A 23,923-nucleotide genomic window follows, 5' to 3' on the forward strand; every position below is an offset into this window, starting at 1 on the left:
GACCCTGGGTGGATCCGGGGGCGTACGACCGGGCCTGTCGACAAGGAGGGGCGGCCGACGGGCCGTAAGTCACCTCTGATGTCCCGTGCCGCTCACCGGCACAGGAGGGGATCAGACGCCGGCGACCGTGGCGGTGGCGAGGCCCGTGACAGCGCCCGTGTTGAGGCCGGTGACGCCCTCGACGGTGCCGATGGCGGAGCCCGCGATGCCCGAGACGGGGACGACGGAGTTCAGGACGCCGGTGGCGTTGCCGACCACGCCGCCGAGGAGGCCGCCGGACACGTTGTCCAGGTCGTTGTCGGAGATTTCCTGGGTCGCTACCTGGGAGAAGTTCATGATGCGAGTTTCCCTTCGCGTGGATATTTCGAAATAACCGGGACCGAACCTGACGGATAGGCCCTCAGTGCGAAGGATCAAAGCACGTATGCGCGTTGGACAGCCAATCAAGTCATTGCCCGACCGTGCCCATCCCCGCACGGAATTACCGTGGCGTGCACGTCCGTTCATGACTTGGTGACAGCATCTTCACGGGATCGCCCGACGTGAATAGCGAAGGCCCGGCGGCTCCGGTGACACCGAATGGGACATTCCCGTTCAGAGGGGCGTATCCGCAGGTCAGCACTGCCAGGCCAATTGGGAGATGGTGTGCCGCGTGCGTATTCGATGTGGAGATTCGCTGGTGTAACACGGCCATTACACAATGCCACTTCGCCATATGGGGTCTGCCTAGGTCATCAGCGACATGGGTAGGAAACCAGCATGGAGCTGACTGAAGTCACCTATCAGGATCCTGACGACGAATCCGGCGAGTCCGCCATGCGTACGTACGCGCAGCGGGCCTGTGAACTGACCGGCATGGACCCGGAGTACGGCGTGCCCGCGCTGGCCACCATCGCGCTGCGCGAGTCCGCGTCCAACCACCCGCGCTGGCGGGTGAACACCACCGATTCCAACGCGCACGGCCCGGTCGTGGCCGACGGGCAACCGCAGAACTGCTCGCGCGGCGCCACGCAGTGCATCCCGCCGACCTTCGCCGAGCACCACCAGGAGGGCACCGCCACCACGCCCTACGACGTGGTGGCCTGCATGTGCGCCACGATCAACTACGTACGCGCGAGATACGGCGTCAACCGGTCCGGGTCGAACTTCGCGGAGCGGGTCCAGCAGGCCGACCCGAGCCGGCCGTCCAAGGGCTACTGAGCTGCCACCCCTGGCCCGGTCACGCCTTCCGGGCCACCACCAGGCGGCAGTTGGGGCTCCCGTCGCTGCGGCGGCCGAACTCCTCCAGGGGCTGCAGCCGCACCGTGAATCCGGCCCTGACCAGGTCGTCCCGCACGCCACTCAGCGGGAACGTCCGGTAGTACATGACGAATCGCGGCCGCCACAGCGCGTTGCGTACGCGCATGACGGCGTCGAAGCCGAGCAGCGTCCAGTACAGCCGCGAACCGATGGGCTGCGGCGCGCCGATGGGGAAGGCGAAGAGCCCGCCGGGCCGCAGCGCCCGGTGGACTCCCGCGAACAGCACGGGCCGCTCGGCGGGCAGGAAGTGCCCGAACGCCCCGAAGCTCACCGCCAGATCGAATTCCCGACGGAACGGCAGGGCGCGGGCGTCGGCCCGCGCCCACTCCACAGCAGGTGTTTCCCCGTCGTCGGACGCTTCCCGGGCGGCGGCCAGCATCCCGGCGCTGAAGTCGACCCCGGTGACGCGCTCCCGGCACAGCGGGCGCAGCATGCGCGTCCCCGCCCCCGTGCCGCAGCAGACGTCGAGCCCCGCGTCGAAGGGGCCGAGCGGGTCCAGGGCGCCGGCGACCGCGTCCAGGAACCGGTCGGGGGTGCGGAAGGGGGTGTGGTCGAACTTCGGGGCCAGCAGGTCGTAGCCCCGTTCGATGGAGGAGAGAGCCTGCACGGTCAGTTCGCGGAAGGTGGGTCCCTGGGAGGTGAACACGGACCCCAGAGTAGCCAGGGCCCCAATCCCAGCCCCCCGACCCGTTGACCAGAATGGGCGATTAAGCATTATATATGGGGGTAAAGGCTGGATAAAGGCTTCTATGGGAGGCAGCCGGTCATGACCACTCATCCCAGCATTGAGCAGCACCCCGACGTCGCCGAGATGCGTTCCCGGTTCGAGCGGGCGACCACCACTCCCCGCGCTCAGGCGATCGAGACACTTGCCGTCCTGACGGGTGTGTTCCTCGCGGCGTCTCCGTGGATTGTCGGGTTCAACGGCCTCACCACCCTGGCCGTCTGCAACCTGATCACCGGTGTTGCCTACGCCCTGTGTATGGGCGGGTTCGGCTCGGCGTACGAGCGGACTCACGCCATGGCATGGGCCGCCACCGCCATCGGCGCATGGACGATCGTCGCTCCATGGGTCGTGTCAGGCAATGTCGACACCACTCGCAGCATCGTCAGCAATGTGATCGTCGGATGCGTGGCCCTGCTGCTCGGCCTGGCCATGGCGGCCATGAACACCGGCGCCTCCGACCGCACCGGCGTCGCCCGTGGCCGCGGCCGCGGCCGCCGGTCCCCGGACGTCGGCCCGGTGGGCTGATGCCCGACAGCCCGAACCCACCACCTGGGCCCCGGCCGGTACACGGCCGGGGCCCAACCCGTCCGGCCGGGCAGAAATCAGGACCAAAAGATAGAATTCGAACATGGGAAAGCCGCCTGTCGCGCCGACTCCGCCCGAGCTCGTCCTCGAAACTGAGGCGGGCTCCACGCTGATCAGCCCGAGCCGGGACTACCACGTCGGGCGCGACCCCACGAGTGACATCGTCATCGACGACGCGCGCGTGTCGTGGCATCACGCGGTGCTGCGTCCCGAGGCGGACCACTGGACGCTGGAGGACGAGCACAGCACCAACGGCACGTACGCCGAGGGCAGACGGATCCACGAGTGGGATGTCGGCCCCGGCACGGTCATCCGCTTCGGAAGCCCCGCCGACGGGCCCCGCGCGGTTCTCCTGGGATACGGGCCCGCGCCCTCCGCGCCCGAGCGCCCGTCGGCCGTCTCGATGCCGTCGGCGACCGGCACCTTCCGGCAGCCGACCACCGTACGGCCGCTGCCGGCCCGGACCGTACGCATCGGCCGCGCCACCGACAACGACCTCGTCGTCGACGACCTGATCGTCTCCCGCCGACACGCCGAGCTGCGGGCGCATCCCGACGGTACGTACGAGATCGCCGACCTAGGCAGCCACAACGGGACCTTCCTCAACGGCCAGCCCGTCACCGTCGCCCGGGTCTCCCCCGGTGACATCGTCGGCATCGGGCACTCCGCGTTCTGCCTGGTCGGCGACACACTGCAGGAGTTCGTCGACACCGGCGAGGTCTCGCTCGACGTACAGGACCTGGCGGTGTCCGTCGACAAGGGCCGCAAGACGCTCCTCGACCACGTGTCCTTCCCCGTCGGCGAGAAGTGCCTGCTCGCGGTCGTGGGGCCGAGCGGAGCGGGCAAGTCCACCCTCCTCAACGCGCTGACCGGGCTGCGGCCCGCCGACCATGGCACGGTCCTGTACGACGGCCGCGACCTGTACCGGGACTACGCCGAGCTGCGTCAGCGCATCGGTCTCGTACCGCAGGACGACATCCTGCACTCGCAGCTGACCGTGCGCCGGGCTCTCGGCTACGCCGCCGAGCTGCGCTTCCCCGAGGACACCGCGAAGAGCGAACGGCGGGAGCGGGTGGCCGAGGTCATCCGCGAGCTGGGCCTTGAGCAGCGCGCCTCCCAGCCGATCCACAGCCTGTCCGGCGGCCAGCGCAAGCGGGTCAGCGTGGCGCTGGAACTGATGACGAAGCCGTCGCTCCTCTTCCTCGACGAGCCGACCTCCGGGCTCGACCCCGGCATGGACCGCTCGGTCATGCACATGCTGCGCGGCCTCGCCGACGACGGCCGTACGGTCATCGTCGTCACGCACAGCGTGCTGAGCCTGGATGTGTGCGACCGGCTGCTGATGCTGGCGCCGGGCGGGAAGATCGCCTACTACGGGCCGCCGGAGGACGCACTCGCCTTCTTCGGGTTCGAGCAGTGGCCGGAGGCGTTCGAGGCCTTCGAGAACGACCGCGAGCGCGACTGGGCGGGGCAGTACCTAGGCTCCCCCTTCCACCGGCAGTACGTCGCGAACGCCACCGCGCAGCCGCTCCTGCCGCAGGCCTCGGCGCCGGAAGCTGTCGCGCCACCGGCGCGGCCCCGGAGCTGGGGTGCGCAGCTGAGGACGCTGGTGCGGCGGTACGCGGCCGCGCTGAGCGCCGACCGGACCTTCCTGGCGATCATGATCGCCCTGCCATTCGTCATGGGCGCGATGGCACGCGCCCTGGCCGGCTCGCGACTGACGCAGGAAACCGCGATGAACGCCCTGCTCATCCTCTGTGTGGGCGGCGTGCTGACCGGCGCCGCCAACGCGGTGCGTGAGCTGGTCAAGGAACGGGTGATCTACCAGCGGGAGCGCGCGGTCGGGCTCTCCAGATCGGCGTACCTGATGTCCAAGGTGGTGGTGCTGGGCACCATCACGGTCCTCCAGGCCGTCGTCCTGACCCTGGTGGCGCTGGTCGGCGTGGACCTGAACGCCCCGGGCGGCGAAGGGGTGCTCATGCCGCCACTGGCGGAAATCACGGTGGCAGTGGCGATGCTGTCCTTCACGGCGATGATGCTCGGTCTCCTCGTTTCCGCGCTGGTGCGCAAGGAGGAGGTCACTATGCCGCTGCTCGTCCTCCTGGCCATCGTCCAGGTGGTGTTCTGCGGCGCGCTGCTGAAACTGGACGGCGTCGCCGGGGTCGAGCAGCTGGCGTGGCTGGTCCCGTCCCGGTGGGCGCTGGGAGCGATGGCCGGGACCATCGGGCTGGGCCGGATCGTTCCGGGCGACCTGACGGCGGACCCGCTGTTCGCGCACTCCGTGGGGGTGTGGCTGCTCAACCTGGCGATGCTGGTGGTGCTCTCGGCCGTCTTCGCGTACGCCGTCGCGAAGCTGCTGCGGCGGCACGAGCCCGCCATCATGCGGAAGTAGGAACGGGGCGCCATGACGACTCCCGACTTCCGTCCCACGCATGTCGTCCCCCAGGGCGGACTGCCCGCCTGGGAGGCGCCGGACGTGTCCCGTCCCACCGAACCGCTCGATCCGCTGCTTCCGGTCCAGCTGATCGGCCGGCGCGGCGACTGGGGGCAGATCCTCTGCGCCAACGGCTGGTCCGCGTGGGTCGACGGCCGCCTGCTCGTGTCCGTACCGCAGGATCCTCCGGTTGCCGGCCAACCCGGCGCCCGTACGGCGGACCCACGGCCACTGCTGGCCCGCGTGGAGGAGTCCCTGAGCCAGTACCGGCGAGCGGTGGAGGACCTGACGGCGGGCCGCACGGACGGCGAGGGGTTCCGGCGCCGCACGCCGGGGCTGCGGGTGGGGGTGGTGGTCGAGGGCGAGTCGGTGTGGCTGTACGACGCGGAGCACGAGCGGTGGGTGTACTGCGACGGCACGCACCTCATCACGTACGCGACCTCGTCGTCCCCGGGCAATAGCGGCCCCCCGCCCCGCGAACCGACCCAGGTGGCCGCCCGTCCCCCCGCCGACCCTCCGGAGCCCCCGGCGGCGGGACCGGAACCGACCCAAGTGGTCGCCTCCGCCGCCCCGGACGCCTCCCGAGCAACCCCACCGGACCCCACGCAGGTCGTCACCCCACCGACCAACGACCACGCACCACCACCGGCCCCCACACAGGCCGTCGGCCGCGCCCCGAACGGACCGCCCCACAACGGCCGCGCAGCAGCATCTGACCCCACACGCGTCGTCGCTGACGACCCGAACCGACCGCCGGACAACGGCAGCTCAACACCACGGGAACCCACGCGCGTCGCCGCCGACGACCCGAACCGACCGCCGGACAACGGCAGCTCAACACCACGGGAACCCACGCGCGTCGTCGCCGACGACCCGAACCGACCGCCGGACAACGGCAGCTCGACACCACCGGAGCCCACGCGGGTCGTAGCCGACGCCCCCAACGGACCGCCGGGCAGCGGCGAACCGGCGCCGCCCGACCCCGCTCGGGTGGTCAGTGGCCGGCCTGCGCATGCGGCCGACGCCGGCGGTGACGACGCAAGTGGCGGCGAGCCGACGCGCGTCGTCACCGCCGAACCGAGCGAATTGCCGCACAACGGCCGCGCAGCACCACCGGACTCCACGCGCGTCGTCGCCGACGACCCGGGCGAACCGTCGGACAACGGCCCCACAGCGGCGCCCGAACCCACGCGGGTCGTGGACGGCGGGTCGGCGCGTTCGGACGAGGGCCGCGGCGACGATGCCCGTGGCGGCGAGCCGACGCGGGTTGTTGAGCCCGGCGAGCGCGCAGCGCCGCATCCGCCCACCCGGCCCGGTGACGGGTAATGGCCCGCGCCCCGCGCGAATCCGGCATGGCCGGAAGGCCGTCCGAGCTGCTCGGCAGCCAGATCGCCGATTACCTCGTGGAGAGCGAGATCGGCCGCGGCGGCATGGCCGTGGTCTACCGCGCCAAAGACCTGCGCCTGGACCGTACGGTCGCCCTCAAACTGCTCGCGCCCGAACTCGCGCGCAACGACACCTTCCGCCGGCGGTTCACCCACGAGTCGAGGGTGGCCGCCGCGATCGACCACCCGCACATCGTGCCGGTGTTCGAGGCCGGCGAGACCGACGGCGTGCTCTACATCGCCATGCGCTTCGTCGCCGGTCAGGACCTGCGCCACCTCCTCGACCGGCAGGGGCCGCTGCCCCTGGCGACCGCGACCAGGATCGCCGCGCAGGTGGCATCCGCGCTGGACGCCGCCCACGACCACGACCTCGTGCACCGGGACGTGAAACCCGGCAACATCCTGGTCGCGGAGGGCACGGACAGCGATCACCCGGAGCACGTGTACCTGACGGACTTCGGCCTGACGAAGAAGTCGCTGTCGCTGACCGGCTTCACCACCGTCGGCCAGTTCGTCGGCACGCTCGACTACGTGGCGCCGGAGCAGATTTCGGGACGCCCGGTGGACGGCAGATGTGACGTGTACAGCCTCGCCTGCGTCGTACACGAGACCATGGCCGGGACTCCGCCCTTCCAGCGTGACGACGACATGGCTCTGCTGTGGGCCCACCAGTTCGACCCGCCGCCGCCCCTGACCGGGCAGCGCCCCGACCTCCCGGCCGCGGTCGACGGCGTACTGGCGAAGGCGCTCGCCAAGAGCCCGGACGACCGGTACGGCTCCTGCCTGCAGTTCGTGGCCGCGCTGCGCGCCGCGGCGGCGGCCATCGGGCCGCAGGACCGTCCGCCACCGCACGCGGACCCGCACCTCGGCGGCCGGTCCGCCACGCCCCGAATGCCGCCCTCGCCGCCCCGTTGGGCGCTACCGGTCTTCCGCGGGTACGTCCGGTAAACGACGGCGCAGGGCTCAGGAGGCCTTGGGCTCGACCTCGCCCCGCCGGTGCACCCTGGCGGCGAGACCGCTGCCCAGGAGGCCCGCCAGCAGCCCCCACAGCACCGCGAGGCCGAGCGCCGTCCACAGTCGCGGCCGCAGCAAGACCTCTCCCCCGAGGGCGCTGCCGAGGTCCAGGAAATCTCCGATGCCCAGCAGTGACAGGCCGTAGTGCGCGGAGAGCCTGGCGACCAGACAGATCATCAGCACCGTGAGGGTGAGGCCGACGGCCATGTGTACGGCGTGCTGCCAGGGCCGCACGCGTGCGGGTGAGCGGACCACCATGAGGAACGCGGCGGCCGGCACCAGGACCACGGCGGCGACCAGCAGCCACCAGGCCCGTCCGTCGTGCTCGGTGAGCGTACCGAGATTGAGGGTGGAGATGTCTCGCGTACGGAGCACCTCGTCCAGCACGCGCGGCATCGGCAGCCCGAAGGGCCCCTCCACCTTTCCCTCCCAGGACGCGCCCATGCCCACGGTGAGGGCGAGCCAGGCGAGGTTCGGCAGTCCGAGGAGGATCACGGCGAACGTCTCCGCGCGGTGGCCGTGCGTCACCACGACGACGAGCGCGATGACCAGCGCCAGCGCGACGTACGAGAGCAGCAGCGCCACCACGGCGAAGGCGGCCGGGCGTACGGGCTCCTGGAAGCGCACCAGGCGGGCGGGGAGCGGGGCCCGGCGCGACACGAGGAGGGCGAGGATGAGAAGGCCCGCCAGCCACAGCAGTCCGAACACGAGGGTGAGGGGGATATCGGTCCGGAACCCGACCTCCGGTGCGGCGTCGTCCAGCAAGTCGTCGAGGAGACCGTCCGTCGGATCCCCCAGCGGGATCCGGAACGTGTGCCGCGCGAGCAGCGAGACAAGGATGAGCGCGACTGCCCACAGGGCCGCCAACCGGGCGGCTCGTCCGGCGAGTTCGCGGGTACTGGCGACCGCCCGGTGCCGCAGCGGCCGCAGGAAGCAGGTGGCGGTCACCAGGGCCCCGGCGAGGGTCACCGAGAGCGGCAGCGCCGACAGGTCGGCTCGCGCCTCCGCGATCGCCCCGGCGCCTCCGGAGATGTCGACGGAACCGCCGACCGCCATCACGACGACGGCCGCGACGACGCGCCAGAACCCGCCACCCGGCAGGTCGGTCGCGCCCGCGGCCCACAGGCCGAGGGCCGCCGTGACGGCCATGGCCGCCAGGCCGGCGAGCGCCGCCACAAGGGCGTCACGCCAGAGGTGTGCGGCGCGCGTCGCGCCTTTTTGGTCGCTGATCTCCTGCTGGCTCACGCTGCCACGCTAAGCACGGGACGGGCAGTCCGCCGCCGGGGAGGGCCGACTGCGCCGGCTTGCGGGCCGTACGAGTACAAGACACACAATAGACACTCAGAGTGGTAAGAAGATTACGAACTGGGACCAATCCCTACGTTGGGAAGAATGCCCGTGAGTGCCCAACCGCCGCCGTCCGGCCGCCCCAAAGGACCCCCCTCCGGCCCGCTCTCGGGCCCTTCTCGACCTGGTCAGCCCGGTCAACCGAGCCAGCCGGGTCCGCCGCCCCCGCCCGAAACACCTTCCGGCCCCCCGAGCGGCGGCGGCCCGGGTGGCCCCGGCGGCACGGGCGGTACGGGCGGACCCGAGGGACCGGGCCGCGCCTGGTGGCGGTCGGTACCGCGGGTCGCGACCATCGCCGCCCTCCTGGTCGCCGCGGTGGTGGTCACCGTCGTCCTGACGCGCCCCGACAGCGGATCGGTCGCGGGCGGCGAGGTCTTCCTGGAGGCCGCGGGCTCGTCCGGGCCCGATCCGTACACCGAGTCGACAGCGCGCAAGACCTCGGCGTCACAGCCGCCGACCACGCCGCCGAGCGTGCGGCCGACCGTATCGCCGACACAGACCAACGTCACCCGGGCGGTGGAGGGATCGGATCCCGGTGTGTACGGGGGGACCCGGAACGTCGCCAGCTGCAACGTGGAGAAGCAGATCTCCGCACTCACCTCCCAGCAGGACAAGAACAAGGCGTTCGCGTCCGTCCTGGACATCGCGCCCACCGGCGTACCCGCGTATCTGCGGTCGCTGACTCCCGTGCAGTTGCGGATGGACACCCGGGTCACCAACCACGGCTACCGGAACGGCGCCGCCACGCCCTATCAGGCCGTACTGCAGGCCGGCACGGCCGTTCTCGTGGACGACCGCGGCGTGCCGCGGGTGCGCTGCGCGTGCGGCAATCCGCTGCTGCCGCCGGTCCGCATCGAGGGCACGGCCAAGCGGATGGGCAACCCGTGGCCCGCGTACCGGCCCACGAACGTCGTGACGGTGCAGCCCGCGCCGAAGGCGGTGGACGAGTTCGTCCTGTTCGACCCGGAGAGTGAGGACTGGTTCGCCCGCGACACGGGCGACACGGGCAGCAAGGACAAGAAGACCGCGCCGCCCGCCAAGGAGACGGATTCCCCGTCACCTTCCCCGGACGAGTCGTCACCGTCGACCGAGTCACCGTCGACCGAGTCCCCCGCGTCGGAGCCGCCGACGGAGGAGCCGCCTTCGCCCGAACCGCCCACCTCCGAGCCGGCCCCCGAGTCCCCCGCCCCCGAGTCGCCCGCGCCGGAGTCCCCGGCGCCCGAGCCGCCGGGTCCCGACTCTCCGGTCTCCGGGGGAACCGGCTCCGCCCTGCCCGGTCCCGCCTGACGGTTTCGGCGCCCGGGGCCCTACGGGTGAAATTGACGACGTGCCAGCCGCCGGTCGCACATCCGCGCCGCGCGCCTGATTGGCTCCCGGGCAGGAGCCCGACGGGCCGCCGCACGCGATTGTCGACCGGAGGAACGTCGCAATGACGACGATGGACACCGCAGGACCGGCCGGCCCGGAGCCAGAAGAGAGCTACGAGGACGAGCTTCCGGTCCACCCCCACCGGCGGGGCAGCGTCGTCATCAAGTGGCTGACCACCACCGACCACAAGACGATCGGTTCGCTGTACCTGACCACGTCGTTCATCTTCTTCGTCATCGGCGGGGTCATGGCGCTGCTCATGCGCGCCGAACTCGCCCGTCCCGGCACGCAGATCATGTCGAACGAGCAGTTCAACCAGGCGTTCACGATGCACGGCACGATCATGCTGCTGATGTTCGCGACGCCGCTGTTCGCCGGTTTCGCGAACTGGATCATGCCGCTGCAGATCGGCGCGCCCGACGTGGCGTTCCCGCGGCTGAACATGTTCGCGTACTGGCTGTACCTCTTCGGCTCGACCATCGCGGTGGGCGGCCTGCTCACCCCGGACGGCACGCCGGACTTCGGGTGGTTCGCCTACTCCCCCCTGAACGACTCGGTTCATTCGCCGGGCGTCGGCGCCGACCTGTGGATCATGGGTCTGGCCTTCTCCGGCTTCGGCACGATCCTTGGTTCGGTCAACTTCATCACCACGATCATCTGCATGCGCGCGCCCGGCATGACGATGTTCCGGATGCCGATCTTCACCTGGAACATCCTGCTGACCGGTGTACTGGTCCTGCTCGCGTTCCCGGTGCTGGCCGCGGCTCTCCTCGCGCTGGAGGCGGACCGCAAGTTCGGAGCGCACATCTTCGACCCGGCCATTGGCGGATCGCTTCTGTGGCAGCACCTCTTCTGGTTCTTCGGCCACCCGGAGGTGTACATCATCGCGCTGCCGTTCTTCGGCATCGTCACCGAGATCATCCCGGTCTTCAGCCGCAAGCCGATCTTCGGTTACATCGGCCTGGTGGGCGCGACCATCGCGATCGCCGGCCTCTCGGCGACCGTGTGGGCGCACCACATGTTCCCGACGGGCGCGGTGCTGTTGCCGTTCTTCTCGTTCATGACGTTCCTGATCGCGGTGCCGACCGGGGTGAAGTTCTTCAACTGGATCGGCACCATGTGGAAGGGCTTGCTCAGCTTCGAGACGCCCATGCTCTGGGCGACCGGCTTCCTCGTCACGTTCCTCTTCGGCGGTCTGACCGGCATCATCCTGGCGTCGCCGCCGCTGGACTTCCACGTGACCGACTCGTACTTCGTCGTCGCGCACTTCCATTACGTCGTGTTCGGCACCGTGGTCTTCGCGATGTTCGCCGGATTCCACTTCTGGTGGCCGAAGTTCACCGGCAAGATGCTGGACGAGCGGCTGGGCAAGATCACCTTCTGGACACTGTTCGTGGGCTTCCACGGCACGTTCCTGGTGCAGCACTGGCTCGGTGCCGAGGGCATGCCGCGCCGTTACGCGGACTACCTCGCCGCCGACGGCTTCACCGCTCTCAACACCATCTCGTCGCTCAGCTCGTTCCTGCTGGGTATGTCGCTGCTGCCGTTCTTCTACAACGTCTGGAAGACCGCGAAGTACGGCGAGCCGATCAAGGTCGACGACCCCTGGGGCTACGGCCGTTCGCTGGAGTGGGCGACCTCCTGCCCCCCGCCTCGCCACAACTTCGTCACGCTCCCCCGGATCCGTTCCGAGTCCCCGGCGTTCGACCTGCACCACCCTCTGATCGCCGCCATCGACCAGGCTCACAACCGCCCCGACGCTTCCGTGACAGTGGCGCCGGGAGACAAACAGGGTTAGGACGCCGTCCGGGTACGAAGGGAGGAGCGAGAAGCGTGGAGCCCGAAATGGAGAGCGACCGCGGTCTGGCTCAACTGGAGGGCTACCTCCTGTGGAGCGCAGAGGTGGCGGAAGCGCGCCGCCATGCCGACCGCTTCACCGAGCAGTTGCCGTGGCTGACCACCGCGCAGCGCGAGGACGTCGAACGGGTCTACACGGCCGAGCGGCTGGCCGCCTCCCGCGCCATGCTGGTTCGCGTCTCGGCCCGCGGCACCACGCTGCGCGCCGAGTACACAGAGCGCTACCGTCAGCTCAAGACGCGTTGCGTGACCGTGTCCGTCGTGTGCGCCGGTGCGGCGAGCGGGGCGTGCGCCGCCCTCACCCTGCTCATCCGGTAATGCCTCAGATGCCCCGCCGTGCGCCCGTACGACGTAAAAATCCGTTGCGGCCCGAGAACGCGGCCTGTTGTACTGCCGCACACCAGTCGATTGCCCAAGGAGCCGAAATGCGCGGAACGTTCATGTCCACCCGGAAAGGAATCACCACCCATTCAGAGGACATGACACTTCGTGCACACGTTGAACCTGGGAATTCTGGCGCATGTAGACGCCGGTAAGACGAGCCTGACGGAGCGGCTGCTCCACGCCGCCGGGGTGGTCGACGAAATCGGCAGCGTCGACGCCGGAAGTACCCAGACCGATTCCCTGGCTTTGGAACGGCAACGCGGCATCACCATCAAATCCGCCGTCGTGTCGTTCGTCATTGATGACGTCACGGTCAATCTCATTGATACGCCGGGCCACCCGGATTTCATCGCCGAGGTGGAACGGGTCCTGAGCGTGCTCGACAGCGCTGTGCTGGTCGTCTCCGCCGTGGAGGGCGTGCAGGCGCAAACCCGGTTGCTGATGCGTACGCTCCAGCGGCTGCGGATCCCCACGATCGTCTTCGTGAACAAGATCGACCGCCGTGGCGCCGATCACGAAGGCGTACTGCGGAGCATTTCCGGGAAGCTGACCCCGTCGGCCGTCGCCCTGGGGTCGGTCGGCGGGCAAGGCACGCGTGGCGCCTTCCAGACGCCGTTCACCGCCACTGACACCGGCTTCACCACCCGGCTGGTCGATCTGCTGGCCGAGCACAACGACGCGTTCCTGGCCGCGTACGTCGACGACGAGGCGGCGGTTTCGTACCGCGGGCTGCGGGGCGAACTGGCGGCGCAGACCAAGCAGGGGCTGGTACATCCGGTGTTCTTCGGCTCGGCGATCACGGGGGCGGGCGTGGAGTCACTGATCGCCGGCGTCAGGGAACTGCTGCCCGCTGCCGAAGGCGATGCCGAAGGACCGGTCTCGGGCACCGTGTTCAAGGTCGAGCGCGGGCCCGCCGGAGAGAAGACCGCGTTCGTCCGCATGTTCTCGGGAACGGTGCGGACGCGGGAACGGCTGCGGTTCGGCCAGGGTCAAGAGGGCAAGGTGACCGCGATCAGCGTGTTCGACCGCGGCTCCGCCGTCCGCGCGGCGTCGGTCTCGGCCGGGCAGATCGGAAAGCTCCGGGGGCTCGGCGAAGTCCGGATCGGCGACTGGATCGGCGTATCGCCGGACAAGTCGACGCGTCACCACTTCGCTCCGCCGACGCTGGAAACAGTCGTGGTTCCCTGCCGTCCGGCGGACAAGGGCGCGTTGCACCTCGCGCTCGCGCAGTTCGCCGAGCAGGATCCGCTGATCAACCTGCGGCAGGACGACATCCGGCAGGACGTTTTCGTCTCGCTCTACGGCGAGGTGCAGAAGGAGGTCATCCAGGCGACGCTGGCGGACGACTTCGGCCTGGACGTCACGTTCCGCGAGACGACGACCATCTGCGTGGAACGGCCGGTCGGCAGCGGTGCGGCCTTCGAGATCATCGACAAGGATCCCAATCCGTTCCTGGCGACGGTCGGGCTGCGTGTCGACCCGGCGCCGGCCGGCGCAGGCGTGGAATTCCGGCTGGAGGTCGAGCTGGGGTCCATGCCGTTCTCGTTCTTCAAGGCGGTCGAGGACACCGTGAGTCAGACACTCGGGCAGGGCCTCCACGGCTGGCAGGTCACCGACTGCGTGGTCACCATGACGCATTGCGGTTACTGGCCGCGGCAGAGCCACTCCCACGCCGTTTTCGACAAGAGCATGTCGAGTACCACCGCCGACTTCCGCAACCTGACACCGCTGGTCCTGATGAGCGCGCTGCGGCAGGCCGGAACCCTGGTGCACGAGCCGATGCACCGCTTTCGCCTCGACGTACCGGCAGACGGGCTCGGAGCGATCCTGCCGGTGCTGGCGCGGCTGCGGGCCGCTCCGCGCACACAGGAGATGCGGGGCTCGTCATGCCTGCTGGAGGGGGACATTCCGGCGGCTCGCATGCACGAGCTCGATCAGCGGCTGCCGTCGCTGACACGCGGCGAGGGCGTCCTGGAATGCGCCTTCGACCACTACGAGCCGGTCCGGGGCCCGGTCCCGGTCCGTCCCCGGACGGACTACGACCCGCTCAACCGCAAGGAATACCTGCTCAAGGTCGTACGGAGAACGGGCGGACGGCGGGAGGGCGTGTGACCGGCCGCCCCGGACCGGCATCGCGGCCGCCTCGTTTCACCCGATCTGTTCTGGGGACCCGAAGGGGGTCCGCTAGGTCCACCTGGTCCGGAGCACGGCAACGACGAGCAACGTCACGGAGTGCCTCATGAACGAGACAACAGGGCTGCGGGTGGTCGTCACAGGAGCCACCGGAAATGTCGGCACCAGCGTGGTGCGCGCACTCGCGGACGATCCACAGGTCGGCTCCATCCTGGGCCTCGCGCGCAGGGTGCCCGAGCTGACCGTTCCGCGGGCCGAATGGGCCGCCGTGGACCTGGGCGAGGAAGAGAACGGCGACGGGCTCGCCGGTCACTTCGCCGGCGCCGATGCCGTGGTCCATCTCGCCTGGCGCTTCCAGCCGACCCACGACCCGGTGGTCACCTGGCAGACGAACGTCCTCGGGTCCATCAGGGTCTTCAAGGCGGTCGCGGTCGCCGGAGTGCCCGCTCTGGTGCACGCCTCGTCGGTCGGCGCGTACGCGCCCGGGCCGAAGGAGGCCCCGGGCGTCGACGAGTCCTGGCCCACCCACGGCTGGCCGGACGCCGCGTACTGCCGCGAGAAGGCCTACCTCGAACGGGTGCTGGACACCTTCGAGTACGAGCACCCGAACGTCCGCGTCGTACGCATGCGTCCCGCGTTCCTGTTCAAGGAGACGTCGGCGAGCGAGCAGCGGCGTATCTTCGCCGGACGTTTCCTCCCGGGCCCCTTGGTACGGCCCGACCTGCTGCCCTGGGTCCCCGACCTGAAGGGACTCGTCCTCCAGGCGCTGCACACCGACGACGCCGCCGAGGCCTACCGGCAGGCCGTACTGCGCGAAGTCGGGGGAGCGTTCAATCTGGCCGCCGACCCGGTCGTCGACGCGCGGGTACTGGGTGAACTGCTGGAGGCGAAGGTGGTGCGGGTGCCCACGGGAGTGGTCCGCGCCGCGCTGGCGGCGGCCTGGAGTGCTCACCTCGCGCCGGCGTCGCCGCACCTGTTCGACGCGGTGCTGCGCCTGCCCGTCCTCGACTCGTCCCGGGCGCGCCGGGAGCTCGACTGGCAGCCGCTGCGTACGTCCACCGACGCGATCCGGGAGTTCCTGGACGGCGTACGCAAGGGGAGCGGCGAGGAGACGGCGCCGCTCGCGGGCCGCAAGGCGAGCTAGACGACAGCCAGGCGACAGCTGAACGACAAAGAGCACCAAAACGCCCATTTGGGTAAGATGTCGGCAGGACGCTCGTACGACGGTTCCCCCAGCGCGTCGAAGGAGCCTCATGTCCAGCCGCCTGCGTACCCGTGAACCCGACTCCGACTCCGATTCCACAGCATCCGGCTCCCGCCCCCCGGGGCTGGCCGATCTCCCGGACATTCCGGATGCGCACACTCTCGGCACGCAGGACGCGCGCACCCTCTCCGACTCCTTGTTCGAGCGCCTGGCGGCACTGAAGGAGGGGACACCCGAGTACGCGTACGTCCGCAACACCCTGGTCGAGATCAACCTCAGCCTGGTGAAGTACGCCGCGTCGCGGTTCCGCAACCGGAACCAGCCCATGGAAGACATCGTCCAGGTGGGCACCATCGGGCTGATCAAGGCCATCAACCGTTTCGACGTCGGGCGCGAGGTGGAGTTCCCCTCCTTCGCGCTGCCGACGATCGAGGGCGAGATCAAGCGCTTCTTCCGCGACAACAGCTGGGACGTCCGGGTACCGCGCCGGCTCCAGGAACTCCGGATCGATATCGCGCGCGCGTCCGACATCCTGGAGCAGGGGCTGGGCCGGGAGCCCACAGCCGCCGAGCTGGCCGCCCACCTGGGCGTGGACGAGGGCGAGGTCCGTGAAGGCCGGCGGGCGGCGAACGGCTACAACGCCCGCTCCCTCGACGCGGTGTTCGAGGACGCTCCTGTCGGCTTCGCGCAGTGCTGCCTCGGTCAGGAGGTCCGCGCGTACGACACCGTCGAGTGTGTTGTGGCATTGAAGCCCCTGATGACCGCCCTTCCCGAACGGGACCGGAGGATCCTCACCATGCGGTTCGTGGAGGAGCTGACACAGCGGGAGATCGGCGAGCGGATGGGCATCTCCCAGATGCAGGTGTCCCGGCTGCTCACCCGCATCCTGACAACACTGCGCGACGCGCTTCTCGCGGAGGACGACGGCCGGCCCGCTACGCCCCCCGCCGCCCCGAGCCACGTGGGGCCGCCACCTCCACCCACACCGTCTTGCCGCCGCCCCGAGGCAGCGAGCCCCAGCTCCGGGCGAGGCACCGCAGCACGATCAGGCCATGCCCGCCGGGCACGGCCACGCCCGACGGCCGGGGCTTCGGATGCTCGGGGCTGCCGTCGGTGACCTCGATGCGCAGCCGGTCGGCTGTGCAGTTCAGTACGAACTCCCGCGGCCCTCCGGCGTGCAGACAGGCGTTGGTGACCAGTTCGGACACCAGCAGAAGCACATCGTCGACGACCGCCCGCTCCTCTTCGCTGCCGGCGGGAATCCACTGCCAGTCGGCCAGCGCCTCCCGGCTGAAGTCGCGGCAGCGACCCACAACGTCCTCGGTGCCGCACAGGGTCAGGCGACGCGTCTGGCCCCGCGACTGGAGGACGTCACTCAGGACCATGACGCACCCCCTGGTCTTGGTTGAGGTCTTGATGTCTTGGTGTCTTGGTTTCTTTGAGCCTTTGGCCACCGGGTGCCCCAAAAGTCTGGTTTTACCCCCGGTTTTGCCCACTGCCCCCGTCGCGGGACGCGCGGACGTCGCCCTCCACCGGCGCGAGCTCGTAAAGGAGTTGCTGGGACTCCGCGACCAGGCCCCCCAGCGACGTGGCCGTCTCGCTGTCCTGCTCCAGCAGTTGCCGCTTCAGCCGCCCGTGCGCGGCCCAGGCGGCCTCCAGCGCGAGCGCCCGTTCCTCCCGCGCACTCCCACTCCCGCCCCGTTCTTCGAGGACAGCCCGGTCGGCCGCACACACATCGCCCGCCGCCCGCAGGAGATCCGACAGGTGCGCCAGGACCGGTTCGGGCAGCGGCCTCAGCTTGGGCGTCTCGCTGACCGTACTGGCGAGGGTGCGTGTGAGGGCCACGAGCGGGTCGGCGATCCGTTCCCAGGCGTGATCCCACTCGGTGGTGGGCAGTGCCGGGCCGGTACGGCGCAACCGGCTGCCCGGGTTCAGGCGGTAGCTCTCGCGGGTCCACAGCCGTGCGTCGCGCAGGTCCCCGAGTACGGCCGTGACCCGCCGCGCCCGGTCGTGCCAGGCTTCCGCCTGCTGTTGCCCGTACCCCTCCCGCAGGCCGTCGGCAATGGTGTGCAGGAGTTCCGCGCTTTCCGAGGGCAGCCGGCGCAGGGACTCCCGGACGCTGCGCAGGTGGACCGGCGGAAGGATCAGCGCGTTCACCGCGATCCCGATGACCGCGCCGATGGCCGACTCGAAGAGCCGGTGCAGGACGTCGAAGCCCGAGTGCGACCCGTACGCCAGCACGAAGAGCGCGGTGGTCGGCGCGTACAGGCCGTGCTCACCGAAGCGCGCGTAGTTGCCGAGCAGGACGGTAACGGGCAGCACCAGCAGCATGGCGGTCATGGTGCTGCCGGTTACATTGGCCGCTCCCGCCGCCAGTACGGTGCCCAGGGCGATGACGATGAGCTGCTGCACCCCGGACCGCAGCGACCGGTAGACAGTGCTCTGTACGAGTACGACCGCCGTCCAGGGGGCCATCAGTGCCATCGGCGCCTGCCACCACCAGCCGGTCAGCGCCCAGGCCGCGGCCGCGGCGCCTGCCGCCTTCAGGGACTGGGTGACTACGTCGCGCTCGGGGCCGGGACTCGCGAGCGCGCGGCGGGCGGAGCGCCCGATCGCCGACGCCTCCCAGGACAGCCACCGCCCCATACGGCCGAGTGCGGCACCACGGGTACGCGACCGGCGCTCATCCTCGCTGTCTGCCACTGACGCCTCCGCCGGCCGGTGTCTACGACGGCGCACGCGTTCCCGGATGGGCGCCGTCCAACCGTGTCTTCAGCAGACCGACCGGGCTGTCGTCGAGCTGATCGAGCAGGTCCGCGGGGTCCTGGTAGACCGCTGCCGCGCCCGCGTCCTCGAGGTCGCGCTGCGGAATGCCGCCGCATCGCAGTGCCACGCTCAGTACGCCCGCCCGGGTGGCGGCCTCCATGTCCCACACCGTGTCGCCGACGAACAGCGCGCGGTCCGCAGGCACACCGGCCAGCTCCAGTGCCCGCTGAACCGGCTCCGGAGCCGGCTTGCCCTCGCCGACGTCCTCGGCGCTCGCGGTGGCGGTGATGGCGTCATCGGCGTCGATCGCACGGCGCAGGGCGTCGAGTTCCGCACCGCTCGCCGAAGTGGCGAGGATGACGCTCCAGCCCTGCCCGGCGAGGGTCCGCAGCAGCCGGCCGGCCTGCGGCAGGGCGGGCAGCCGGTCCGAGTAGGTGGCGTACAGGGTCTTGTGCGCGGCGTTGATCGTGTCGTCCTGGCTCGTATCGCGTCCGTCTCCGAGCAGATGGGCGATGAGGTCGTGCCCCGACAGGCCGACGGCCCGGTGGATGTCGTGCATCACGACGTCGTGCCCGGCCTGGCGGAACGCCTCCCACCAGGACGTCACATGCAGATGGTTGGTGTCGACGAGCGTTCCGTCGACATCGAAGACGGCCGCGCGGTCCATGTCGCCGTTCCTCCCTTGCCCGGCACATGCCCGGCAAACCGAACGGGCCGCGCAGCCGGAGCGGCGCAGCCCGTTTTCAGTACCTGTTCAGCAGCTGGGTCACTTGTTGGGCGATTTCTTGGCCCGCTCGCCGGTCCTCTCGACCGTTTCCTGGGCCTTGCCCCTCAGCTGCTCACCGCGGCCTTCCGCCTGCATCTGGCCGTCGTCGGCGGCCTTGCCCGCGGCTTCCTTCATCTTGCCCTTGACCTGCTTCGCCTTCGCCTTTGCCTTGCTCACGAGGGTGTTCCTTCCACAGAGATCAGACGTGACTGGACTTGGCTCATCCACCTTGCGTCGGCCACCGCCTGCCTGCAATCCGGGGAATGCCCCGTTACGTCCCTCCCCTTCAGCCGGGCGGCTCGTCCGGTACCGACCCCTGCTCGGCGTCGGTCGCGTGCTCGCGTCCGTCCCGGGTGCCGGTGCCGGCCTCGTCCGCCGGGTCCTCGCCGTCCAGCGCCTGCTGGTCGGGCAGGTCCCTCGGCACGGGCTTGCCGGACTCTTCCGGGTCTTGCGTCCGCGGGTCGTTCATGGGTCCTCCCTATGCGCGGCAGAGGCAGAAGGGGTGGCCGGCCGGATCGGCGTACACGCGAAAGCCGCGCTGCCCGCCCTCGTCGTCCACGTCGAGCGGGGTGGCGCCAAGAGCGAGCACCTGCGCCTGCGCCGTCTCAATGTCCGGTACGTCGAAGTCCAGATGCATCTGCTGCGAGTTCTCGTCGGCACGCGGCCATTCCGGCGGCCGGAACCCCGGCGCGCGCTGGAAGGCGATACGCGCCCCGCCCGGTACGTACAGGTCGTACCAGTCCTCGCTGTCCTTCTTCACGTCGCCGCCCAGCACCGCGGCGTAGAAACCGGCGAGTGCCTGCGGATCCGGACAGTCCACGGCCACGAGGCAGTACTTCGCGATGGCCATGCCGGCCTCCTTCTTGCTCGGGCTTCGCGTCTCACCCCAGTACCCCTCCAGGACCGACTGAACCGAGCCGCGCAAACCGCAACATTTTGATAGGAAGGGGTAGTGGAGCCAACCAGCCAGCAGGAGAACGCACACAGCTCTGTCCTCACCCTTCACATCAACGGCACCCCCCACACGCTGTCGCTCGACCACCGGACGACCGTCCTGGACGCCCTTCGCGAGCACCTCGACCTCACCGGCGCGAAAAAAGGGTGCGACCACGGCCAGTGCGGTGCGTGCACCGTGATCGTCGACGGCCGGCGCGCCAACAGCTGCCTGCTGCTCGCCGCCGCCCACAACGGCGCGCACATCACCACTGTCGAAGGCCTCGCCGACGGAGAGCGGCTTCATCCGGTCCAGGAGGCGTTCGTCGCGCGGGACGCCCTGCAGTGCGGCTACTGCACGCCGGGCCAGATCTGTTCGGCCGTCGGGATGCTGGCCGAAGCCGCCGAAGGACACCCCTCGTACGTCACCTCCTACCGGCACTCTCCAGGCACTCCCGCCGCTCTCACCCCGGACGAGATCCGGGAACGCATGAGCGGCAACATCTGCCGCTGCGGCGCCTATCCGAACATCGTGGACGCGATCGGGGAGGCGGCGTCATGAAGCCTTTCGCGTACTTCCGGGCCGAAAGCGCCGAGGAGGCTGTCGGCGCCTTCGCCGGCCATCCCGGCGCGCAGTACCTCGGCGGCGGCACCAACCTCGTCGACCTGATGAAACTCGGGGTCGCGACGCCGGACCTCCTCATCGACGTCAGCCGCCTGCCGCTGGACGGCATCGACGAGACGCCCGACGGCGGGCTGCGCATCGGCGCGACCGTACGCAACAGCGATCTGGCCGCCCATCCGACGGTGCGTACGCGCTACGCCGCCCTGTCGCAGGCCCTGCTCTCCGGCGCCTCCGCACAGCTGCGCAACACGGCGACGACCGGCGGAAACCTGCTCCAGCGCACCCGCTGCCCGTACTTCCAGGACACCTCCAAACCCTGCAACAAGCGGGCCCCCGGCACCGGATGCCCCGCCCGCGAAGGCGTCCACCGCGATCTCGCGGTGCTCGGCCACTCCGCGCACTGCGTGGCCACCAACCCCTCCGACATGGCCGTCGCACTGGCCGCCCTCGACGCCGCCGTCCACCTGCGCGGCCCGCAGGGCGCACGCACCGTCGCCGTCACGGACTTCTACCGGCTACCCGGCGACCGACCCGATCAGGACACCGTCATCCGTACGGGCGAACTGATCACCGGCGTGACCCTGCCTCCCGTCGTGCCCGGGACGCAGTGCGCCTACCGCAAGGCTCGCGACCGCGCGTCGTACGCCTTCGCTCTCGCCTCCGTCGCCGCCGTTCTGCGGGTCGAGGGAGGCGTCGTCCGGGACGCCGCCCTCGCCTTCGGCGGGCTCGCGCACCGGCCCTGGCGTGCCCGCGCCGCCGAAGAGGTGCTGCGCGGGGCGCCCGCCACCGAGGAGACGTACGCCCGGGCGGCCGACGCCGAACTCGCCGCGGCCGAGCCGCTGCGCGACAACGGCTTCAAAGTGCCGCTCGCCCGGAACCTCGCCATCAGCGTGCTGGCCGAGCTCGCTTCCCGTACCTGAGGACGTGACAACCCGTCATGACGCATGCACAGACCCCGCTGGGCACACCGGCCGTCCGCAGAGAGGCCCGTGACAAGGTCACCGGTGCCGCACGCTACGCGGCCGAGCACACCCCGCCGGGCTGCGCGTACGCCTGGCCCGTGCCCGCCGCCGTCGCGCGCGGCCGGGTCACCGCCGTCCACGCCGACGAGGTGCTGGCCCTGCCCGGCGTGCTCGCCGTACTCAGCCACGAGAACGCGCCCCGCCTCAAGGAGCCGGACGACCCGATCCTCGCGGTGTTGCAGAACGCCCGTGTCCCCCACCGCGGCTGGTACGTCGCGCTGGTGGTCGCCGACACCCTGGAGAACGCCAGTGCCGCCGCCGAGGCGCTGCGCGTCGAGTACGAGAGCGACGAGCACGACGTACGGCTGACCACCAGCCATCCGGGTCTCTATACGCCGGAGGCGGCGAACGGCGAGAACCCCTCCGTCCGGGAACGCGGCGACTTCGACGCGGCGTATCCGGCGGCTGCCGTCCGGATCGACGCGACGTACACCATGAGCGCGCTGCACAACCACCCCATGGAGCCGCATGCCTCCACCGCCCGGTGGGACGACGGGCATCTGACCGTGCACGATTCCAGTCAGGGCTCCGGCAGGGTACGGGACGCCCTGGTCCAGGTCTTCGGGCTGGAGCAGCGGCAGGTCACCGTCGTCTCCGAGCATGTCGGCGGCGGGTTCGGTTCCAAGGGCACCCCCCGCCCGCAGGTGGTGCTGGCCGCCATGGCCGCGCGGCACACCGGGCGCCCGGTCAAACTGGCGCTCCCCCGCCGCCAGCTCGCGGCGGTCGTCGGCCACCGCGCGCCCACCGTGCAGCGCGTGCGGCTGGGCGCCGGCGCCGACGGGGTCATCACCGCGCTCGCCCACGAAGTCGTCACGCAGACGTCGACGGTCAAGGAGTTCGTGGAGCAGGCGGCTGTTCCGGCCCGCGTCATGTACACCTCGCCCCACAGCCGCACGAGCCACCAGGTGGCCGCGCTGGACGTGCCGTCTCCCTCGTGGATGCGTGCTCCGGGCGAGGCGTCCGGGATGTACGCCCTGGAGTCGGCCATGGACGAACTCGCCATCGCCGCCGGGGTGGACCCCGTGGAGCTGCGGCTGCGCAACGAACCGGACACCGAACCCGACAGCGGCAACCCTTTCAGCAGCCGGCACCTGACCGAGTGCCTGCGCGAGGGAGCGCGGCGCTTCGGCTGGGAGCGGCGCGACCCACGGCCCGGCATCCGCCGCGAGGGTGACCTGCTGCTCGGCACCGGGGTGGCAGCGGCCACTTATCCCGTGCTCGTCAGCCCGTCCACCGCCACCGCGCACGCCGCCCCCGACGGCACGTACCTGATCCGGGTCAACGCCACGGACATCGGCACCGGGGCCCGCACCGTGCTCGCGCAGATCGCCGCCGATGTGCTGGGCGCGCCCCTGGAATCGGTGCGTGTCGAGATCGGCAGCAGCGATCTGCCGGTGGCTCCGCTCGCGGGCGGTTCGTCGGGGACGGCGTCGTGGGGCTGGTCCGTACACAAAGCGTGCGTGCTCCTGGCCGAGCGTCTGCGGGATCGTCCCGGCGGCCTGCCGGCCGAGGGGGTCACCGCGGCGGAGAGCACCGGGCAGGAGGTGGTGGAGGCGGAGGAATCTCCGTACGCGCGGCATGCGTTCGGCGCCCACTTCGCGGAAGTGCAGGTCGACACGGTGACGGGAGAGGTCCGTGTACGCCGCCTCCTCGGCGTCTACGCCGCCGGCCGCATCCTCAATCCACGTACCGCACGCTCGCAGTTCATCGGCGGGATGGCCATGGGGATCGGCATGGCGCTGACGGAGGAAAGCACCATGGACCTTGCCTTCGGGGACTTCGCGGAACACGATCTGGCCTCGTACCACGTGCCCGCGTGCGCGGACGTGCCGGCGATCGAGGCGCACTGGGTCGACGAGGACGATCCGCACCTGAACCCGATGGGCAGCAAGGGCATTGGTGAGATCGGCATTGTCGGCACGGCGGCGGCCATCGGCAATGCCGTGCACCATGCCGCGGGAGTGCGGCTGCGGGAGCTGCCCCTGACGCCGGACAAGCTGCTGTCGCATCTGTCGGCCTCGGCCGGCGGGGAATGACCGGCAGACCGCGGGGAAAAAGGCTGTCAGCGGCGCGC

The 23,923-nt window shown here is 70.4% G+C and carries 22 protein-coding genes and 1 pseudogene; 14 read left to right on the forward strand and 9 right to left on the reverse strand.

Features of this window, described 5'->3' with window-relative positions:
- Nucleotides 1-111 precede the first annotated feature (111 nt).
- Entirely contained in the window at nt 112-336 is a 225-nt protein-coding gene (locus J7E89_RS00245) for a type A2 lantipeptide (protein ID WP_214966772.1), read from the reverse strand.
- 423 nt (nt 337-759) lie between these two features.
- Between J7E89_RS00245 and J7E89_RS00250 the strand changes: the two genes are divergently transcribed.
- Nucleotides 760-1,200 carry a hypothetical protein gene (locus J7E89_RS00250; protein ID WP_214966774.1) on the forward strand — a complete coding sequence of 147 codons (441 nt, stop codon included), beginning with the start codon at nt 760-762 and terminating at the stop codon, nt 1,198-1,200.
- A 19-nt stretch (nt 1,201-1,219) separates the two neighbouring features.
- On the opposite strand, the gene J7E89_RS00255 is transcribed toward J7E89_RS00250, so the two are convergent.
- Nucleotides 1,220-1,945, reverse strand: coding sequence for a class I SAM-dependent methyltransferase (locus J7E89_RS00255; protein WP_214966777.1), 726 nt, complete (start codon nt 1,943-1,945; stop codon nt 1,220-1,222).
- A 120-nt stretch (nt 1,946-2,065) separates the two neighbouring features.
- On the opposite strand from J7E89_RS00255, the gene J7E89_RS00260 reads away from it, so the two are divergent.
- The 4 genes from J7E89_RS00260 to J7E89_RS00275 all read left to right on the forward strand — a co-directional run bounded on the left by J7E89_RS00260 (nt 2,066) and on the right by J7E89_RS00275 (nt 7,378).
- On the forward strand, nt 2,066-2,551 hold the full coding sequence (locus J7E89_RS00260; protein ID WP_214966779.1) for an SPW repeat protein: 486 nt from the start codon (nt 2,066-2,068) through the stop codon (nt 2,549-2,551).
- A gap of 103 nt (nt 2,552-2,654) precedes the next feature.
- Nucleotides 2,655-5,003 carry an FHA domain-containing protein gene (locus J7E89_RS00265; protein WP_214966781.1) on the forward strand — a complete coding sequence of 783 codons (2,349 nt, stop codon included), beginning with the start codon at nt 2,655-2,657 and terminating at the stop codon, nt 5,001-5,003.
- Nucleotides 5,004-5,015: 12 nt separating this feature from the next.
- Nucleotides 5,016-6,371, forward strand: coding sequence for a hypothetical protein (locus tag J7E89_RS41995; protein WP_308315278.1), 1,356 nt, complete (start codon nt 5,016-5,018; stop codon nt 6,369-6,371).
- Nucleotides 6,371-7,378 (forward strand): serine/threonine-protein kinase, encoded by a 1,008-nt coding sequence (locus J7E89_RS00275; protein WP_214966783.1) that lies wholly within the window; start codon nt 6,371-6,373, stop codon nt 7,376-7,378. Before J7E89_RS41995 ends, J7E89_RS00275 begins: the two co-directional genes overlap by 1 nt.
- Before the next feature lie 15 nt (nt 7,379-7,393).
- On the opposite strand, the gene J7E89_RS00280 is transcribed toward J7E89_RS00275, so the two are convergent.
- Nucleotides 7,394-8,689: a streptophobe family protein gene (locus tag J7E89_RS00280; RefSeq protein WP_214966785.1), complete on the reverse strand. Its 1,296-nt coding sequence runs from the start codon at nt 8,687-8,689 to the stop codon at nt 7,394-7,396.
- Between the two features lie 153 nt (nt 8,690-8,842).
- Between J7E89_RS00280 and J7E89_RS00285 the strand changes: the two genes are divergently transcribed.
- The 6 genes and pseudogenes from J7E89_RS00285 to J7E89_RS00310 form a co-directional block, all read left to right on the forward strand.
- Entirely contained in the window at nt 8,843-10,078 is a 1,236-nt protein-coding gene (locus J7E89_RS00285; protein WP_214966788.1) for a DUF6777 domain-containing protein, read from the forward strand.
- A 151-nt stretch (nt 10,079-10,229) separates the two neighbouring features.
- On the forward strand, nt 10,230-11,957 hold the full coding sequence (gene ctaD, locus J7E89_RS00290; protein WP_214967113.1) for a cytochrome c oxidase subunit I: 1,728 nt from the start codon (nt 10,230-10,232) through the stop codon (nt 11,955-11,957).
- A gap of 35 nt (nt 11,958-11,992) precedes the next feature.
- A complete protein-coding gene (locus J7E89_RS00295; RefSeq protein WP_214966790.1) occupies nt 11,993-12,334 on the forward strand; it encodes a hypothetical protein in 342 nt (113 codons plus the stop codon).
- Between the two features lie 171 nt (nt 12,335-12,505).
- Nucleotides 12,506-14,512, forward strand: a complete 2,007-nt coding sequence (locus tag J7E89_RS00300; protein WP_214966792.1) for a translation factor GTPase family protein — start codon at nt 12,506-12,508, stop codon at nt 14,510-14,512.
- A 127-nt stretch (nt 14,513-14,639) separates the two neighbouring features.
- Nucleotides 14,640-15,677, forward strand: a complete 1,038-nt coding sequence (locus J7E89_RS00305; protein WP_214966794.1) for an NAD-dependent epimerase/dehydratase family protein — start codon at nt 14,640-14,642, stop codon at nt 15,675-15,677.
- A 109-nt stretch (nt 15,678-15,786) separates the two neighbouring features.
- Nucleotides 15,787-16,659: pseudogene (locus tag J7E89_RS00310) on the forward strand (SigB/SigF/SigG family RNA polymerase sigma factor); the annotation flags it as partial.
- A 13-nt stretch (nt 16,660-16,672) separates the two neighbouring features.
- On the opposite strand, the gene J7E89_RS42260 reads toward J7E89_RS00310, so the two are convergent.
- From J7E89_RS42260 to J7E89_RS00335, 6 genes are all read right to left on the reverse strand, one after another.
- On the reverse strand, nt 16,673-17,122 hold the full coding sequence (locus J7E89_RS42260) for an ATP-binding protein (protein ID WP_251059880.1): 450 nt from the start codon (nt 17,120-17,122) through the stop codon (nt 16,673-16,675).
- Between the two features lie 91 nt (nt 17,123-17,213).
- The gene (locus tag J7E89_RS00315) at nt 17,214-18,440 is read right to left on the reverse strand and encodes an aromatic acid exporter family protein (protein ID WP_308315279.1); all 1,227 of its coding nucleotides are present in this window, start codon (nt 18,438-18,440) and stop codon (nt 17,214-17,216) included.
- A 22-nt stretch (nt 18,441-18,462) separates the two neighbouring features.
- The gene (locus J7E89_RS00320) at nt 18,463-19,170 is read right to left on the reverse strand and encodes an HAD family hydrolase (protein WP_214966796.1); all 708 of its coding nucleotides are present in this window, start codon (nt 19,168-19,170) and stop codon (nt 18,463-18,465) included.
- A 99-nt stretch (nt 19,171-19,269) separates the two neighbouring features.
- Nucleotides 19,270-19,446 (reverse strand): CsbD family protein, encoded by a 177-nt coding sequence (locus J7E89_RS00325; protein WP_214966799.1) that lies wholly within the window; start codon nt 19,444-19,446, stop codon nt 19,270-19,272.
- A 109-nt stretch (nt 19,447-19,555) separates the two neighbouring features.
- Nucleotides 19,556-19,738 (reverse strand): hypothetical protein, encoded by a 183-nt coding sequence (locus tag J7E89_RS00330; RefSeq protein ID WP_214966801.1) that lies wholly within the window; start codon nt 19,736-19,738, stop codon nt 19,556-19,558.
- Between the two features lie 9 nt (nt 19,739-19,747).
- On the reverse strand, nt 19,748-20,119 hold the full coding sequence (locus tag J7E89_RS00335; RefSeq protein ID WP_214966803.1) for a VOC family protein: 372 nt from the start codon (nt 20,117-20,119) through the stop codon (nt 19,748-19,750).
- A gap of 102 nt (nt 20,120-20,221) precedes the next feature.
- On the opposite strand from J7E89_RS00335, the gene J7E89_RS00340 reads away from it, so the two are divergent.
- From J7E89_RS00340 to J7E89_RS00350, 3 genes are read left to right on the forward strand one after another with little or no spacing between them, the layout of a single operon-like run.
- Nucleotides 20,222-20,764: a 2Fe-2S iron-sulfur cluster-binding protein gene (locus J7E89_RS00340; RefSeq protein ID WP_214966805.1), complete on the forward strand. Its 543-nt coding sequence runs from the start codon at nt 20,222-20,224 to the stop codon at nt 20,762-20,764.
- Complete coding sequence (locus J7E89_RS00345; RefSeq protein ID WP_214966807.1) at nt 20,761-21,747, forward strand: xanthine dehydrogenase family protein subunit M; 987 nt, start codon at nt 20,761-20,763, stop codon at nt 21,745-21,747. Before J7E89_RS00340 ends, J7E89_RS00345 begins: the two co-directional genes overlap by 4 nt.
- 17 nt (nt 21,748-21,764) lie before the next feature.
- On the forward strand, nt 21,765-23,885 hold the full coding sequence (locus tag J7E89_RS00350) for a xanthine dehydrogenase family protein molybdopterin-binding subunit (RefSeq protein WP_214966809.1): 2,121 nt from the start codon (nt 21,765-21,767) through the stop codon (nt 23,883-23,885).
- Nucleotides 23,886-23,923 lie beyond the last annotated feature (38 nt).

Source organism: Streptomyces sp. ISL-100 (genome assembly GCF_018614615.1).
Lineage (GTDB): Bacteria > Actinomycetota > Actinomycetes > Streptomycetales > Streptomycetaceae > Streptomyces.

Coding starts and splice junctions, on each gene's coding strand:
- J7E89_RS00245 (WP_214966772.1), bottom strand. CDS start 336: ATGAACTTCTCCCAGGTAGCGACCCAGGAAATCTCCGACAACGACCTG.
- J7E89_RS00250 (WP_214966774.1), top strand. CDS start 760: ATGGAGCTGACTGAAGTCACCTATCAGGATCCTGACGACGAATCCGGC.
- J7E89_RS00260 (WP_214966779.1), top strand. CDS start 2,066: ATGACCACTCATCCCAGCATTGAGCAGCACCCCGACGTCGCCGAGATG.
- J7E89_RS00265 (WP_214966781.1), top strand. CDS start 2,655: ATGGGAAAGCCGCCTGTCGCGCCGACTCCGCCCGAGCTCGTCCTCGAA.
- J7E89_RS41995 (WP_308315278.1), top strand. CDS start 5,016: ATGACGACTCCCGACTTCCGTCCCACGCATGTCGTCCCCCAGGGCGGA.
- J7E89_RS00275 (WP_214966783.1), top strand. CDS start 6,371: ATGGCCCGCGCCCCGCGCGAATCCGGCATGGCCGGAAGGCCGTCCGAG.
- ctaD (WP_214967113.1), top strand. CDS start 10,230: ATGGACACCGCAGGACCGGCCGGCCCGGAGCCAGAAGAGAGCTACGAG.
- J7E89_RS00305 (WP_214966794.1), top strand. CDS start 14,640: ATGAACGAGACAACAGGGCTGCGGGTGGTCGTCACAGGAGCCACCGGA.
- J7E89_RS42260 (WP_251059880.1), bottom strand. CDS start 17,122: ATGGTCCTGAGTGACGTCCTCCAGTCGCGGGGCCAGACGCGTCGCCTG.
- J7E89_RS00320 (WP_214966796.1), bottom strand. CDS start 19,170: ATGGACCGCGCGGCCGTCTTCGATGTCGACGGAACGCTCGTCGACACC.
- J7E89_RS00330 (WP_214966801.1), bottom strand. CDS start 19,738: ATGAACGACCCGCGGACGCAAGACCCGGAAGAGTCCGGCAAGCCCGTG.
- J7E89_RS00335 (WP_214966803.1), bottom strand. CDS start 20,119: ATGGCCATCGCGAAGTACTGCCTCGTGGCCGTGGACTGTCCGGATCCG.
- J7E89_RS00345 (WP_214966807.1), top strand. CDS start 20,761: ATGAAGCCTTTCGCGTACTTCCGGGCCGAAAGCGCCGAGGAGGCTGTC.
- J7E89_RS00350 (WP_214966809.1), top strand. CDS start 21,765: ATGACGCATGCACAGACCCCGCTGGGCACACCGGCCGTCCGCAGAGAG.